At 36.8% G+C, this 12,572-nt stretch carries 15 protein-coding genes; 8 read left to right on the forward strand and 7 right to left on the reverse strand.

Annotated elements, in window-relative coordinates; translation table 11 throughout:
- Positions 1 to 7: 7 nt before the first annotated feature.
- The 3 genes from hemY to hemE all read right to left on the reverse strand — a co-directional run bounded on the left by hemY (position 8) and on the right by hemE (position 3,569).
- Positions 8 to 1,429 carry a protoporphyrinogen oxidase gene (gene hemY, locus NST76_RS18185; protein ID WP_058843262.1) on the reverse strand — a complete coding sequence of 474 codons (1,422 nt, stop codon included), beginning with the start codon at positions 1,427 to 1,429 and terminating at the stop codon, positions 8 to 10.
- Positions 1,430 to 1,443: 14 nt separating this feature from the next.
- Positions 1,444 to 2,364 carry a ferrochelatase gene (gene hemH, locus NST76_RS18190; RefSeq protein ID WP_058843261.1) on the reverse strand — a complete coding sequence of 307 codons (921 nt, stop codon included), beginning with the start codon at positions 2,362 to 2,364 and terminating at the stop codon, positions 1,444 to 1,446.
- A 155-nt stretch (positions 2,365 to 2,519) separates the two neighbouring features.
- Complete coding sequence (hemE, locus tag NST76_RS18195) at positions 2,520 to 3,569, reverse strand: uroporphyrinogen decarboxylase (RefSeq protein WP_342535087.1); 1,050 nt, start codon at positions 3,567 to 3,569, stop codon at positions 2,520 to 2,522.
- Between the two features lie 244 nt (positions 3,570 to 3,813).
- Between hemE and NST76_RS18200 the strand changes: the two genes are divergently transcribed.
- The gene (locus NST76_RS18200) at positions 3,814 to 4,329 is read left to right on the forward strand and encodes an antibiotic biosynthesis monooxygenase (RefSeq protein ID WP_036117408.1); all 516 of its coding nucleotides are present in this window, start codon (positions 3,814 to 3,816) and stop codon (positions 4,327 to 4,329) included.
- 75 nt (positions 4,330 to 4,404) lie between these two features.
- Here NST76_RS18200 and NST76_RS18205 read toward each other — a convergent pair whose 3' ends face one another.
- The gene (locus tag NST76_RS18205; protein ID WP_058843259.1) at positions 4,405 to 5,586 is read right to left on the reverse strand and encodes an ABC transporter permease; all 1,182 of its coding nucleotides are present in this window, start codon (positions 5,584 to 5,586) and stop codon (positions 4,405 to 4,407) included.
- Positions 5,570 to 6,319 carry an ABC transporter ATP-binding protein gene (locus NST76_RS18210; RefSeq protein WP_036117411.1) on the reverse strand — a complete coding sequence of 250 codons (750 nt, stop codon included), beginning with the start codon at positions 6,317 to 6,319 and terminating at the stop codon, positions 5,570 to 5,572. The genes NST76_RS18205 and NST76_RS18210 overlap by 17 nt, the downstream gene beginning before the upstream one ends.
- Before the next feature lie 104 nt (positions 6,320 to 6,423).
- Between NST76_RS18210 and NST76_RS18215 the strand changes: the two genes are divergently transcribed.
- From NST76_RS18215 to NST76_RS18240, 6 genes are all read left to right on the forward strand, one after another.
- Positions 6,424 to 6,837, forward strand: coding sequence for an HIT family protein (locus NST76_RS18215; protein WP_036117412.1), 414 nt, complete (start codon positions 6,424 to 6,426; stop codon positions 6,835 to 6,837).
- A 148-nt stretch (positions 6,838 to 6,985) separates the two neighbouring features.
- Positions 6,986 to 7,522, forward strand: a complete 537-nt coding sequence (locus tag NST76_RS18220) for a tryptophan transporter (RefSeq protein ID WP_036117414.1) — start codon at positions 6,986 to 6,988, stop codon at positions 7,520 to 7,522.
- A gap of 132 nt (positions 7,523 to 7,654) precedes the next feature.
- The gene (locus NST76_RS18225; RefSeq protein ID WP_342544281.1) at positions 7,655 to 8,050 is read left to right on the forward strand and encodes a YtxH domain-containing protein; all 396 of its coding nucleotides are present in this window, start codon (positions 7,655 to 7,657) and stop codon (positions 8,048 to 8,050) included.
- Positions 8,051 to 8,207: 157 nt separating this feature from the next.
- Entirely contained in the window at positions 8,208 to 8,768 is a 561-nt protein-coding gene (locus NST76_RS18230) for an HTH-type transcriptional regulator Hpr (RefSeq protein ID WP_036117418.1), read from the forward strand.
- Positions 8,769 to 8,973: 205 nt separating this feature from the next.
- Positions 8,974 to 9,519 (forward strand): DUF3267 domain-containing protein, encoded by a 546-nt coding sequence (locus tag NST76_RS18235; RefSeq protein WP_036118042.1) that lies wholly within the window; start codon positions 8,974 to 8,976, stop codon positions 9,517 to 9,519.
- 69 nt (positions 9,520 to 9,588) lie between these two features.
- Positions 9,589 to 9,774, forward strand: coding sequence for a hypothetical protein (locus NST76_RS18240; protein ID WP_008173337.1), 186 nt, complete (start codon positions 9,589 to 9,591; stop codon positions 9,772 to 9,774).
- Between the two features lie 167 nt (positions 9,775 to 9,941).
- Here the strand turns inward: NST76_RS18240 and NST76_RS18245 are convergent, their stop codons facing one another.
- Positions 9,942 to 10,046: a YjcZ family sporulation protein gene (locus NST76_RS18245; protein WP_004230765.1), complete on the reverse strand. Its 105-nt coding sequence runs from the start codon at positions 10,044 to 10,046 to the stop codon at positions 9,942 to 9,944.
- 143 nt (positions 10,047 to 10,189) lie between these two features.
- On the opposite strand from NST76_RS18245, the gene NST76_RS18250 reads away from it, so the two are divergent.
- Positions 10,190 to 11,170: a peptidylprolyl isomerase gene (locus NST76_RS18250; RefSeq protein ID WP_340809438.1), complete on the forward strand. Its 981-nt coding sequence runs from the start codon at positions 10,190 to 10,192 to the stop codon at positions 11,168 to 11,170.
- A gap of 82 nt (positions 11,171 to 11,252) precedes the next feature.
- Here NST76_RS18250 and NST76_RS18255 read toward each other — a convergent pair whose 3' ends face one another.
- Complete coding sequence (locus tag NST76_RS18255) at positions 11,253 to 12,557, reverse strand: HAMP domain-containing methyl-accepting chemotaxis protein (protein ID WP_058843257.1); 1,305 nt, start codon at positions 12,555 to 12,557, stop codon at positions 11,253 to 11,255.
- Positions 12,558 to 12,572 lie beyond the last annotated feature (15 nt).

Raw genomic sequence — 12,572 nt, forward strand, 5'->3', positions numbered from 1 at the left:
TCATCTATTATTTAAACATTTCCATTAATACTTCATCTGCAACATGTTTACCTTGCTGCACACATTCTGGAATTGATATTCCCTCAAATGAGCTTCCTGCAAGCTTGACATTTGGAAAATGTTCTTGTAATTCCTGCTTTATACGTTGAACTTTCGCCTCATGTCCAACTGTATATTGAGGCATCGCATTTTTCCAACGTGTAACCACTGTCGTTAGAGGGTCCCCATCTATGCCAATCGTTTTCTTTAAATCCTGTAGCACCGTTTTTTCGATTTCAGTATCAGATAGTGCCACAATCGCTTCATCTCCCACTCGCCCAATATAACTACGTAATAGTACATAATCGTCTGGTGTGGTAGCTAGCCATTTTCTGTTCATCCATGTACAAGAAGTGATTGAAAAATCACTATTTCGAGAGACATAAAATGAAAGGGCATCTAGATCACCAAGTTGATCCTTTTTAAAGGCCATTGTAACGGTTGCAATCGTTGCAGCCTTCATTGTTCCCAATTCATGTAACAGATTATGCTTACTAAACATTTTTTCTGCCATATTAAAGGGAGTAGCAATAATAACAGCATCTGCTTTTATATGTGAGAAATTATTGAGCATTACTTGAACTGATCCATCTTTGCCATGCTCTATTTCTTCTACTTTGACACCCTTCATGACTGTCCCAGGAAGTAGTGATTCTTCTATACTTTCAATGAGTGTTTCAAGACCATTACTAAAGGTTTGAAAAATCCCTTTGTTTTCATCAATATGATGATTGCTTAAGAAATTTGTTCCTGACTTTTTCATGCCAATCAACAAACTCCGATATTTTTGCTCTAAACTATAAAGCTGCGGGAAAGTCGAGCTCATACTTAATTGCTCAATATCCCCTGCAAATGTTCCTGCTAGTAATGGTTCTACTAGATTTTCTACTATTTCAGAACCAAATCTTCTTCTAAAAAACGCGCCTAACGGCTGATCGTCATCTTGTGCAGAACGAGGGATGAAAAAATCCCCAGCCGCACGAACTTTACCGCTAAGTGAAAACAGACCTGATGCTATAAAGGATGAGATATGTGGTGTCTCTCCTGACAAGAGATGACTAGGTATTGGATATAACTGACTACCAACAGCAACATAAGTAGGCCCTGCATTGCTTGTCAATAATTTCTGTTCAATCCCGAGATCCTTTGCTAAATCATTAACATAATTTTCACGATCAAAAAAAGATTCTGGCCCACGCTCAATAATAAAACCATCTTTTCTTAAGGTCTGAATTTTTCCGCCAAGACGTAATGACGACTCGACAAGTACGATATCTAATGGCAATCCTTTTGCGCCTGCTTCTTTTTGCATATAGAATGCGGCTGTAAGGCCTGTAATGCCACCGCCTACGACAACTACCTTTCGTCTTTTCTGAGTCACCAACATCATCACTTTCTTTTCGCTTAGCTTAATTTTTTATGAATCGCATCTACCATCGCATCAATAAATAATGGGTGTGTATTTGGCATCGCTGGGCGATAGTATTTTGCGCCAAGTTCATCACAAACAACTTTACATTCAAAATCGTTGTCATATAACACTTCTAAATGTTCTGTTACAAAACCTACTGGTGTATAAACAAATGAACGGAAGCCTTTTTCTTCAAATAGCTCACGTGTTAAATCTTGAACATCTGGGCCAATCCAAGGCTCTGGTGTTTGGCCTGCTGATTGCCAGCCAACCTCTACATTTTTTAGACCTGTCGCAGCTTGAATAAGACGTGCTGTTTCAATTAATTGATCTTCATACGGATCGCCCAAGTTTTTAATTTTTTCAGGCAATGAATGTGCTGACACAATTAAACAAGCTGTTTCACGTTCTTCTTGTGGCATTGCATTAAATGTATCATTTACTTGTTGTTCCCAATACTCAATGAATTTCGGCTCATCATACCAAGATTCTACAGAAGTAATCGTTAAGCGACCTCCTGCTGCCTCTTCCGCACGACCGTTATAAGACTTAATAGAGAACGTAGAGAAATGAGGGGCTAGAACAATAGAAACCGCTTCTTTTATGCCCTCTGCCACCATTTGCTCTACTGCATCTTCAATAAATGGATGAATATGTTTTAAGCCAATAAACAATTTATATTCTACAGCATCCTGCACCTCATTTAAACGTGCACATAGGGCTTCAGCTTGTGCTTGTGTCGCCGCAGCTAATGGAGATAAACCACCGATAGCTTCATAGCGGCTACGTAAATCCTCTAAGTGCTCTGCCGAAGGTTTACGTCCATGACGAATATGCGTATAGTAAGGTTCGATATCTTCTTCTTTATAAGGTGTTCCGTATGCCATTACCAATAAGCCTTTAACTTCTTTCATTACCCTTTTCACCTCTAAAATTGTTTTATGTTTTCATACATTATGTGACAAAAAGAAGCTGCCCAATCTTTAATATTGGACAGCTCCCTTTCTATATGGAAAATAAAATTTCCTATGTAGAAAGGGACATATTTTTCACATTTAATTCACTTCTATTAAGAACGAGCTTGAATTTGTTGTGCACTGTATTCATGAATAAGTGTAGTGAGACGTTTTAAGATATCTGGGTCAACCTCTGGGAAAACACCATGTCCTAGGTTAAAGATATGACCTGGCATTTCTAAACCTTGTTCAATAATATCTTTTGTTCGTTTCTCAATGACTGACCAATCTGCTAATAAAAGGGATGGATCTAAGTTACCCTGTACCGGTTTTGTAATACCATTCGCACGCGCTTCTTTTATTGGCAAACGCCAGTCTAAGCCTACAACATCAATCGGTAAATCATTCCATTCCTTTGCTAAATGGCTCGCACCGACACCGAATTGAATGAGTGGCACATTTTCTTTTTGCAGCTCTGCAAAAATACGAGTCATAATTGGTTTAATAAATACACGATAATCCTCAACATTTAAGGCTCCTACCCACGAATCAAATACTTGGATTGCCTTTGCACCAGCTTTAATTTGAGCAGTTACATCTGCAATAATCATGTCAGCTAGTTTATCCATTAATGCAAACCAAGCTTGTGGCTCTGATACCATAAATGATTTTGTTTTATTATAGTTTCTTGAAGGGCCGCCTTCAATCATGTAGCTTGCAAGTGTAAATGGTGCTCCAGCAAAACCGATTAAAGGAACATTCAATTGCTCTTCTGCCAATATCTTGATTGTTTCTAATACAAACGGTGTATGCTCATTAGCATTGAATTCACCTAATTTTTCTACATCTGCTACTGATTGGATAGGGTTTGAAATAACAGGACCAACGCCTGCTTTGATCTTTACATCTACCCCAATCCCCGGAAGAGGTGTCACAATATCTTTGTATAGAATGGCTGCATCGACATTATAATTTTCTACAGGTAGACGAGTGACATATGCACATAGCTCAGGTTGATGTGTAATTTCCTCTAAGGAATATTTTTCTTTAATGGCACGGTATTCTGGCTGAGAACGTCCTGCCTGACGCATATACCATACTGGCGTGTGTGCTGTCCTTTCTCCACGTGCAGCACGCAGGAGTGTATCATTAAAAGTTGTCATGAATAGTTCCTTCCCCTCGATAAATTCATACTATAAAATTGTCTTAAAAAATGTTTTGTTTATTCCTTTATTATTGATATCCGTTTCCAATAGTAAACGCTTCCTCCGTAATTGTATAGTTTTCCTAGTGAAATGTCATAAAATTGTTCTTTCTCGGCAGATTCTTTTTGAACAGAGCGTTAGACTTACGCTGAAAAGGGTATAATCACGCTATAATTAGTAAGATCGTAAGGAGGATAAATTGATGTATATTTATTTAACTTCTGGCACTGGTGATTTTTTAGAACAGGTAAAAAATAAGTATCCAAATGAGCATATGATTTTAATTCATGGGGATGGAAACTCTGTACTGATTCATGAGACAGAAGGAAAGACAGTTTTTGCGACACCACGTAAATTTGAGGTACTGGATTCAGTAAATGAATTAGAGGAACGAGGCTTCTTTGTATTTAATAATATTCCTGTGACAGATGAAGGACGACCTGTTTTCGAACACCGCTTTTTAGAGCGTTCACGCGCCATTGAAAATGAGCCTGGCTTTGTGGCGTTCCGTTTATTACGTCCGATCAAGAGTGATACTTACATTGTCATGACGCAGTGGAATGGACCACATTCATTTGAAGCATGGAAGAGCTCTAGAGCCTTTGAATCTGCACATGCTAAAAGAGATGATTCATCAGGTGTAAGCCAGCAAAATATCTTTTCAGCAGCTTCTTATGTAACAACTTATAGTGCTATGCCAAATGAGGATACAGAATAGTAGATAAAATAAAAGCTCATTTTCCGAATACTAGCATTGGAAAATGAGCTTTTCAATTTATCAGCTACAATCTATTTATTTGGAAATTTTTGCTGTTAATTCGCTAATTACAATAACAATGACAATGGCTAAATAAAACATTGGCTGTGTGATAGCACATAAACCAACAATAATAGCTTGTGTAACCATTGCTAAACGGACAGTTTGCTTTACAGCTAATTGGCGGGCATGCTCTGGTAAAGGATAGAGCATGTCCATTCGAAATTCACCACTTGATAGTAAGGCTTGTTTTAACTGAATTGTGGTCGCAAAGCTGAGTGCACCAGCAACAATCCATGTCACTACAGGAATATCAACAAAAACTGCGATGACTCCCGAAATGGCCGTAAGACGAAGCCATAAATAGAAATGGTCATCTGTACGGACAAAGGTACGAAACACCAAATATTTTTGAGCATTCTCTTTACCATATGGCACAAATCTATACAGCCAGTCCATCCAGCGTCGACGTCGGATACTTCCGTGTAGATGAGGTACATCTGTAAAATAATTAGCAAAACGGTAAAAGCTCATCATACGATTCTGTTCAATTTTGACAAAATGTTCATAAGGCACAGGTTCGCCAACTGATTTTTTCCTAAAGATAATGATATAAACCACACTAATAACTGTCGCTATTACCGCTAGTATTAGCTGAGCATGAAGCCCCATGTATAAAACAGCCCCGAATATGACAGCTCGAATAAGCCTGTCCACCCAAACCATTTGACCTCGCTCACTGTATCGGTAGCTGAATTCTCCTTGCACACTTATATATTTCAATACAATGATAAGTAAAAAGATCGTCCATATTTCAGTTGTTGTTAATGCCGTTACGGCTTTCAATAATGGAATACATACAATATAAACAATCGCTACAATCCATACTTGGGACCAGAACGTCCAAGCCAATGCTTTGCTAAAATATTGAGACATTTTTGATTCTAAAGGTAATAAGTATACTTGATCTGGTTCTCTCAACAGCGTAGTAGGACGGCTAAAGGCCAATAAAATCCCTATCATAACAGCTATGACGATTTCTGCTGGAAAGTCTGTTTGGACAACTTTCAGCCATTCGCTATATTGGTAGCCCCCTGCTCCAATAAGAAATACAAGTACAATTGCAATATGCCCTGTAAAAATAAATTGCATATACTTTTGTACTTCTCCTATATAATGCATGAAGCGAGAGGACCATACATCACGCAAATTCTTCATGGTCCCGCTCCTTTGTCATGGCAATATAAAGATCATCTAATGTCGCATTCGGCATAGCAAATGATTGACGCAATTCCGCCATCGTCCCCTGTGCTCGCACTCTTCCTTCGTGCAATAAAATAATTCGATCGCAATGCTTTTCAGCCGTCGATAGAATATGCGTAGACATTAATATAGAAGCACCTTCTTTTTTCTTTTCATCCATCTGATCTAGTAATGATTGAATACCTAGTGGATCTAATCCCACAAAAGGCTCATCAATAATATATAGACTTGGATTCACTAAAAAAGCACACATAATCATGACTTTTTGACGCATCCCCTTTGAAAAGTGTGAAGGGAACCAATTTAATCTTTTCTCCATGCGAAACTCTTTTAATAGCACCTCAGAACGAGCATCGAGGGTTGCCCTATTAATCCCATAAGCCATCGCTGTCAATTCTAGATGCTCTCTTAATGTTAATTCATCGTATAATACAGGAGTTTCAGGAATATAGGAAAATGCTGTCCGATATTTGTCCGTATCTTCCTTCAATGTCACACCATTTAAACGAATGTCTCCTTCCTTTGGCAACATCGTTCCGATAATATGTTTAATCGTTGTACTTTTACCAGCTCCATTTAAGCCGATTAAGCCAACTAATTCTCCTTTTCCAATTGTAAAAGATAAATCTTTAATCACAGGCTTTCTTGTATAACCACCTGTCACATGCTGTACCTCTAATACTGACATATCCTCACTCCTCTTCTTGTTTTATATTTTATCAAAAATTAGCAAATGATACAGGTTTGAGTATGATAGAATGTACTTACATATACGTTAAGGGGGAAATTCTCATGAGCGATTGCCTATTTTGCAAAATTATTGACGGATCTATTCCAAGTACCAAAGTTTACGAGGACGATCATGTCTATGCATTTACAGACATCTCACCTGTTGCAAAAGGTCATACATTATTAATTCCAAAGCATCACTGTCAAGATCTATTTGAAATGCCAGAGGATGTAGCACGTAATCTATATGCAGTTGCACCAAAAATCGCTAATGCTATTAAAGCAGCATTTCAGCCAATAGGTATGAATACGATTAATAACAATGGTGCTGCCGCTGGACAAACTGTTTTCCACTACCACTTACATTTTATTCCGCGTTACGATGAAAAAGAAGGACTAGGCTTAATTTGGCAGACTCAAAAATATTCACCAGAGCAGTTAGCCGAAGTTGCAGAAAGTATTAAAGCCAATCTATAAGTCATTTGTAATATATTAACATTAAAATGTTCAGAAAACTGTATTGCAAATTGAAAAATTTTGGCGTACAATCACAAATAAGTTTCGCTAACGATCAAGAGGATACGTTAGGAGACAAATAGATTAGCTTAGTCGAGGAGAGATACAGATGAATACAAAAAATTTAGTATTAATGGCATTATTAGTAGGTGTTGGTGCAGCCCTTTATGTGGTGACACCAGGTATGGTGAATGGCATGAAACCTGATTTCATGTTAACAATGATGTTTATTGGCATTTTATTGTTCCCCACTGTGAAAGAAACGTTCTTACTTTCGCTTTCAACAGGCGTACTTTCAGGTTTATTTACAACATTCCCAGCAGGTCTTGTCCCAAATATTATTGATAAAGCAGTAACAGGCTTTGTCTTTTTAGCCGCTTTATTGATTCTCAAAAAACTAGCAAATCATTTCGCTGTATCAGCTATCTTAGTTGGATTAGGAACTATTCTTTCAGGAACTGTCTTTTTAGCCGTAGCACTTTTTGTGTTCAATGCAAATGTTGGTGCAACGTTTGCGATGTTATTTATTGGCGTTGTCCTGCCAGCTGTCGCATTTAATGTCGTTGCTTTTGCCGTCATTTATCCCATTGTCACAAAATTAGTGAAGCGTTCTAAATTCAATACAGCCATTTCTCAAATATCATAAACACTTACTTAAAATAATTAAAAGAAACTAAACGGTGGTGGTAAATCACTCGTCTAGTTTCTTTTTTCTTTTTGTATTTGTACAATTCATGGTTTAATAGTAGATAAACATGACTAGAAATGAGGTATCAATATGAAAGCAAAACCATTTTTACTTGGACTAACAACAGGCATTATCGGTGGGACAGTCGCTGTACTTTTTTCAACGCCACAATCAGGACAACAGCTACGTGCTTCTGTCAAACAAAATGTCGATCAGACAAAAGGAATGCTCCTTGATGTCAAACAACAAGTAGGGACTGTTAAACAATCTGTCAACACTTTAACAATTGAAGTAAAAAATAATATCCCACAAATAATAAATGATTTAAAACAAACAATTACAACTTTCACTGAAGAAATCGAACCAACTAAAAATAATTTGCAACAAGAATTAGATGCATTACAGAATTCGATTAGCGAAATCGAGAAAAACATTGCACAAATTACAGAAAATAAGAAAAAAACACAAGAAAAAGTTAGTGACTAAAGTCCTTTCCGAATGGTAAAAAATCTATTTTTTTATCAAAAATCATTACTATAATATTATTTTTTAACCACTTTTCAATTTTTTAATTTTTCTAACTTTAAACTTTTTTTCTTTACTGCTATAATATTTTTAAAAATGTGAAAGAAAGCAGTAGGTGATGGCTTTGTCAGAGGAATTATATACACAAAAAGAAGCGATGCTTTATAGTCAAAGAATCGCACAGTTATCTAAAGCGCTATGGAAAGCGGTAGAAAAAGATTGGCAACAATGGATTAAACCTTATGATCTAAATATTAATGAACACCATATTTTATGGATTTCATATCATTTAAAAGGAGCATCCATTTCAGATGTAGCAAAATTTGGCGTGATGCACGTTTCTACCGCATTTAATTTCTCCAAAAAGTTAGAAGAGCGTGGCTTCCTTAAATTTTCGAAGCGCGATGACGACAAACGTAATACTTACGTGGAGCTAACTGAAACTGGGACAGAACTCATTATAGAGATGAATAAAAACTACCATAATACGTATCATTCCGTATTAGAAGGATCACTAGCATTAAAAGATCTATATGGCCGTTTCCCAGATTTTTTAGATGTGATGGCTGTTATTCGTAATATTTATGGTGAGGATTTCATCGATATTTTCGAACGTTCCTTCCAACATTTCCGCGATTCCTTTGACACACTAGAAGAACGCACACCTGTAAAAGGATAAGACGAAGCTTCAAACTGCACAAAATTTTTCCTGCCCTTATTTATTAGTTGAACATAATGAGGTATACTACTGTTCATTCAGGAATAAATCATGTGAAAGGAGGTATTTCAGAAATATTTCTGAAATACCTCCTTTTTCTTGCATTCTAACATCATTCAATTTACATTAAATAGGACACTTCCTATTTCGGAGTTGATACTAAGCCATGCATTGTTGGAAAATTTTAAATCTAGAACATCATTACGGTACTACGCGTATTATTATAATGAGTGTTATTACCTTTTTGTCGGTCTTTTCTGTTTCGTATGTATTGTTTAATTTATTCAACGAGGAGCATTATACAGATCGTTTATTCTGGCTCTTTGTCATAGCAGCCTTAACACTTTATCCAGTTCATAAATTTTTACATTTTCTGGCACTATACGATTTACGCCAGCATTTAAAATTGCGTGTACGTACTCAATTTTATATAATTCCAGTTTTACACATGCGTATTCGTGAGCCTTTATCAAAAAATCGTTACATCTTAGCATTACTTACGCCTTTTATCATTCTAAACACAAGTATTATAATAGGAACTTGGCTTTTACCGGCATATACACATTATGGTACATTGCTGCTAGCCTATCATTGTAGTCTATGTTTGATTGATATCCTTTACGTGAAATACCTTTTGCACTCACCTAAAAATTCGCAAATAGAGGAAACTCCTAAAGGTTATGAAATTTTAGTTCCACCAACCGTTCACTAAATGCTTGTACTTGTTTTTTAATGACGTTCTTTGTTATGCTATTACTATTGAAAGAGGGGAGGAATAGACTTGCTATTAATGATTGTAGTTCTATTCTCGGTATTCTATTTATTTCAAATTAACCGCATGACATATGCTCTATGCATGCGACGTGAAATTCCCGAAGAAAACCAACCAAAAATATTCCGAACTATAAATATACTTATTACCATATTACTTGTCTCATTCTATATTGAAATTTTATATGCAGTATAACAGTACATCCGCGCCCGTCCGCACGCTCGAAGAATAAGTCGAGCCCCCCATGCAACAACTTTTTCTAACCAAGAAGATTGGTAGTATCTAAGGCATGCGGCGCGAATGTCTAACATTGTTAAGAAAAGCTAAGAGTTAGAGCTCTTAGCTTTTCGCTGTTTTATTAATTAGTATAGGAACGCTGCACCAACGATAATTAATAAAATAAATAACACAACTAATAAAGCAAAGCCTGAGCCGTAGCCACCGCCACCGTATCCTCCGTTGCCCATAACTTCACCCCCTTTCTTTTCTATATCCTATGCGCTTCAAAATTTGAAATATAGGCAATACTCAAGGGGGAACCATTTTGTTTTTAAAACGTTTATGTTATAGTAAAAAATGGACGAAACCATGTTAGGAGAGAATATCCACTATGAAAAAGACAGTTTTATCTTTAACTCTAGCTGCATCTGTATTAGCGCTTGGTGCTTGTAGCGGCGGAGACAGCAAAGCCATCGTTACTTCTAAAGTGGGCGATATTTCAGTAGCTGATTTTAATGAAAAGGCAAAAGCTTTAACAGGCTCATATGTAATGCAACAATTGGTGACTGAAAAAGTTTTAGCTGACAAATATGAAGTAACAGATAAAGAAATTAAAGAAGCTTATGACACAACAGCTTCACAATTTGGTGAAGGCTTTACACAAGCACTTGCTGAAAGTGGCTTAACAGAACAGGGCTTTAAAGATTCTTTACGTGTTCAACTTCTTCAAGAGAAAGCTTTAAAAGATCAAGCAATTAAAGAAGAAGATGTGAAAAAATACTACGAGCAAATGAAAACAGAACTTAATGGTCGTCATATTTTAGTAGCAGATGAAAAAACAGCTAAAGAAGTCATTGAAAAAATTAAGGGCGGCGCTAAGTTTGAGGATGTAGCAAAAGAGTACTCAACAGATACAGGTTCTGCTCAAAAAGGTGGAGAGCTTGGATGGTTCTCTGTTGGTGCAATGGTAGATGAATTTAACGATGCTGCTTACGCTCTTGAATTAAATACATTGAGTGAGCCAGTAAAATCTAGCTTTGGTTATCATGTAATTGAAATTACGGAGAAGCGTGATGTAAAAGGTGTCGGTGCATTTAAAGATGAAGAAGAAAACATTCGTTCAACAATGTTAAATAAACTAAACCAAACAGGTGAAGCTCAAGCTATTCTAAAAGATATCATTGCAAAAATGGCTAAAGATGCGAATGTTAAAACATCTGATAAAGATTTAAAAGATTCACTAGAATTCTTCACAACAACAAGTGAAGAACAGGCAAAAGCAGCTGAAGAAGCAGCTAAAAAAGCAGAAGACAAAGCTGCTAAAGAAGATTCTGAAGACAAAGCAGAAGATACGGACAAGGAATCTAAATAATCGAGGGAATATTGTTTATCAATTGAACAATATCCACAACAAAAAGGGGCATCTGACAAATCAGATGCTCCTTTTTCCTTCTCTATTTCACTTTAAATTGGCTAATTTCAGCTTGTAAGTCATTTGACATCGTTTGAAGGACATTTGCCGCGCTCGCAATTTCCTCATTAGAAGTACTTTGTTGCTCTATGGATAAAGCAATATGCTGCATACCTGAAGATGTGCCATTCGCCATACCTACAATTTCTTTTACAGCAGAATCTGTTTGGCTTGCCTTCTCATTAACGCGCCATACGATATCCGTAACTTCCGTTGTACGTTGGCTAATCTGTTGTACATATTCCACAATATTTTTAAAGGCATCACCTGTCTGTTCAACAGCCTCTCGCCCTTCATCTACATATTGTGTGCCACTATTAATAGCGAAAACAGCACCGGAAGTTTGGTTTAATATATCATCCACTAGTGTTCGAATATTGTCAGCAGCCTTCCCAGATTCCTCTGCCAACTTTCTAACTTCATCCGCAACAACCGCGAAGCCTTTTCCAGCCTCTCCTGCTCGAGCCGCCTCAATAGATGCATTCAATGCAAGCAGGTTTGTTTGATCGGTAATGCTTGTAATTAACGAGACAATCGTACTAATTTCCTTTGATTTTTCACCTAAAGCATTCACAACTTCTGTTGATTGGTGAACAGAATCATTAATCGTATTCATTTTATCAATCGTTTGCTCAATTAGCTGTAAACCTAAATCAGCCTTTTGATTTGTTTCATTCGCTATATCTGCAACAGCCTGTACAGCAGAAGATGCATGGTCCATATCTTTGGAAATTAGATTAGCGGATTCAGATAAAAGGTCCATTTGCTTCAATTGTCCTTCCGCACTGGAAACAATATCTCCAATAGCATCAGAAATGGTTTCAACCGTGTGACTACTTTGCTCTGTAATCGTTGTAAATTCCTTTGTATAAGTCGAGACATCCGCAGATGCTTTATTCGTCTTTTCAATAACCGTGCCAATTTGCTCTAACATATGATTAAATTCAGTGGATAATTGTCCAATTTCATCTTTGAAACGGTCGTCAATGCGTACCGTTAAATCACCATCAGCCGCCTGTGTCATAGCCTTTAATACACGCTTTACACGTTTTAGGACGATATATCTCGTACATAACGAAATAATGACTGTACCAATAAATAACGAAATAAACGTATTAATGGCAACACCTGCACTGCCGTTTAAATGTACTACTTTTTCAAATTGATGACTAACAAATTCTGAGATATGCGAGCTAATAAACAAACTTATACCTATAGCTAGTATCATTTTGAAAATTAAACTTTTCCAAAACTTAATTTCCCGTGAAAAAAGTCCCTCTGTTTCCATTGCTCTTCCCCATTC

The organism is Lysinibacillus sp. FSL W7-1291 (assembly GCF_038593415.1).
Classification (GTDB): domain Bacteria; phylum Bacillota; class Bacilli; order Bacillales_A; family Planococcaceae; genus Lysinibacillus; species Lysinibacillus fusiformis_D.

Excerpts from the sequence above, each read along its gene's own strand:
- NST76_RS18210 (WP_036117411.1), bottom strand. The coding sequence starts at position 6,319 with ATGTCAGTATTAGAGGTACAGCATGTGACAGGTGGTTATACAAGAAAG.
- hemY (WP_058843262.1), bottom strand. The coding sequence starts at position 1,429 with ATGATGTTGGTGACTCAGAAAAGACGAAAGGTAGTTGTCGTAGGCGGT.
- NST76_RS18235 (WP_036118042.1), top strand. The coding sequence starts at position 8,974 with ATGCATTGTTGGAAAATTTTAAATCTAGAACATCATTACGGTACTACG.
- NST76_RS18205 (WP_058843259.1), bottom strand. The coding sequence starts at position 5,586 with ATGAAGAATTTGCGTGATGTATGGTCCTCTCGCTTCATGCATTATATA.
- hemE (WP_342535087.1), bottom strand. The coding sequence starts at position 3,569 with ATGACAACTTTTAATGATACACTCCTGCGTGCTGCACGTGGAGAAAGG.
- NST76_RS18255 (WP_058843257.1), bottom strand. The coding sequence starts at position 12,557 with ATGGAAACAGAGGGACTTTTTTCACGGGAAATTAAGTTTTGGAAAAGT.
- NST76_RS18225 (WP_342544281.1), top strand. The coding sequence starts at position 7,655 with ATGAAAGCAAAACCATTTTTACTTGGACTAACAACAGGCATTATCGGT.
- NST76_RS18200 (WP_036117408.1), top strand. The coding sequence starts at position 3,814 with ATGTATATTTATTTAACTTCTGGCACTGGTGATTTTTTAGAACAGGTA.
- NST76_RS18230 (WP_036117418.1), top strand. The coding sequence starts at position 8,208 with ATGGCTTTGTCAGAGGAATTATATACACAAAAAGAAGCGATGCTTTAT.
- NST76_RS18250 (WP_340809438.1), top strand. The coding sequence starts at position 10,190 with ATGAAAAAGACAGTTTTATCTTTAACTCTAGCTGCATCTGTATTAGCG.
- NST76_RS18220 (WP_036117414.1), top strand. The coding sequence starts at position 6,986 with ATGAATACAAAAAATTTAGTATTAATGGCATTATTAGTAGGTGTTGGT.
- hemH (WP_058843261.1), bottom strand. The coding sequence starts at position 2,364 with ATGAAAGAAGTTAAAGGCTTATTGGTAATGGCATACGGAACACCTTAT.
- NST76_RS18245 (WP_004230765.1), bottom strand. The coding sequence starts at position 10,046 with ATGGGCAACGGAGGATACGGTGGCGGTGGCTACGGCTCAGGCTTTGCT.
- NST76_RS18215 (WP_036117412.1), top strand. The coding sequence starts at position 6,424 with ATGAGCGATTGCCTATTTTGCAAAATTATTGACGGATCTATTCCAAGT.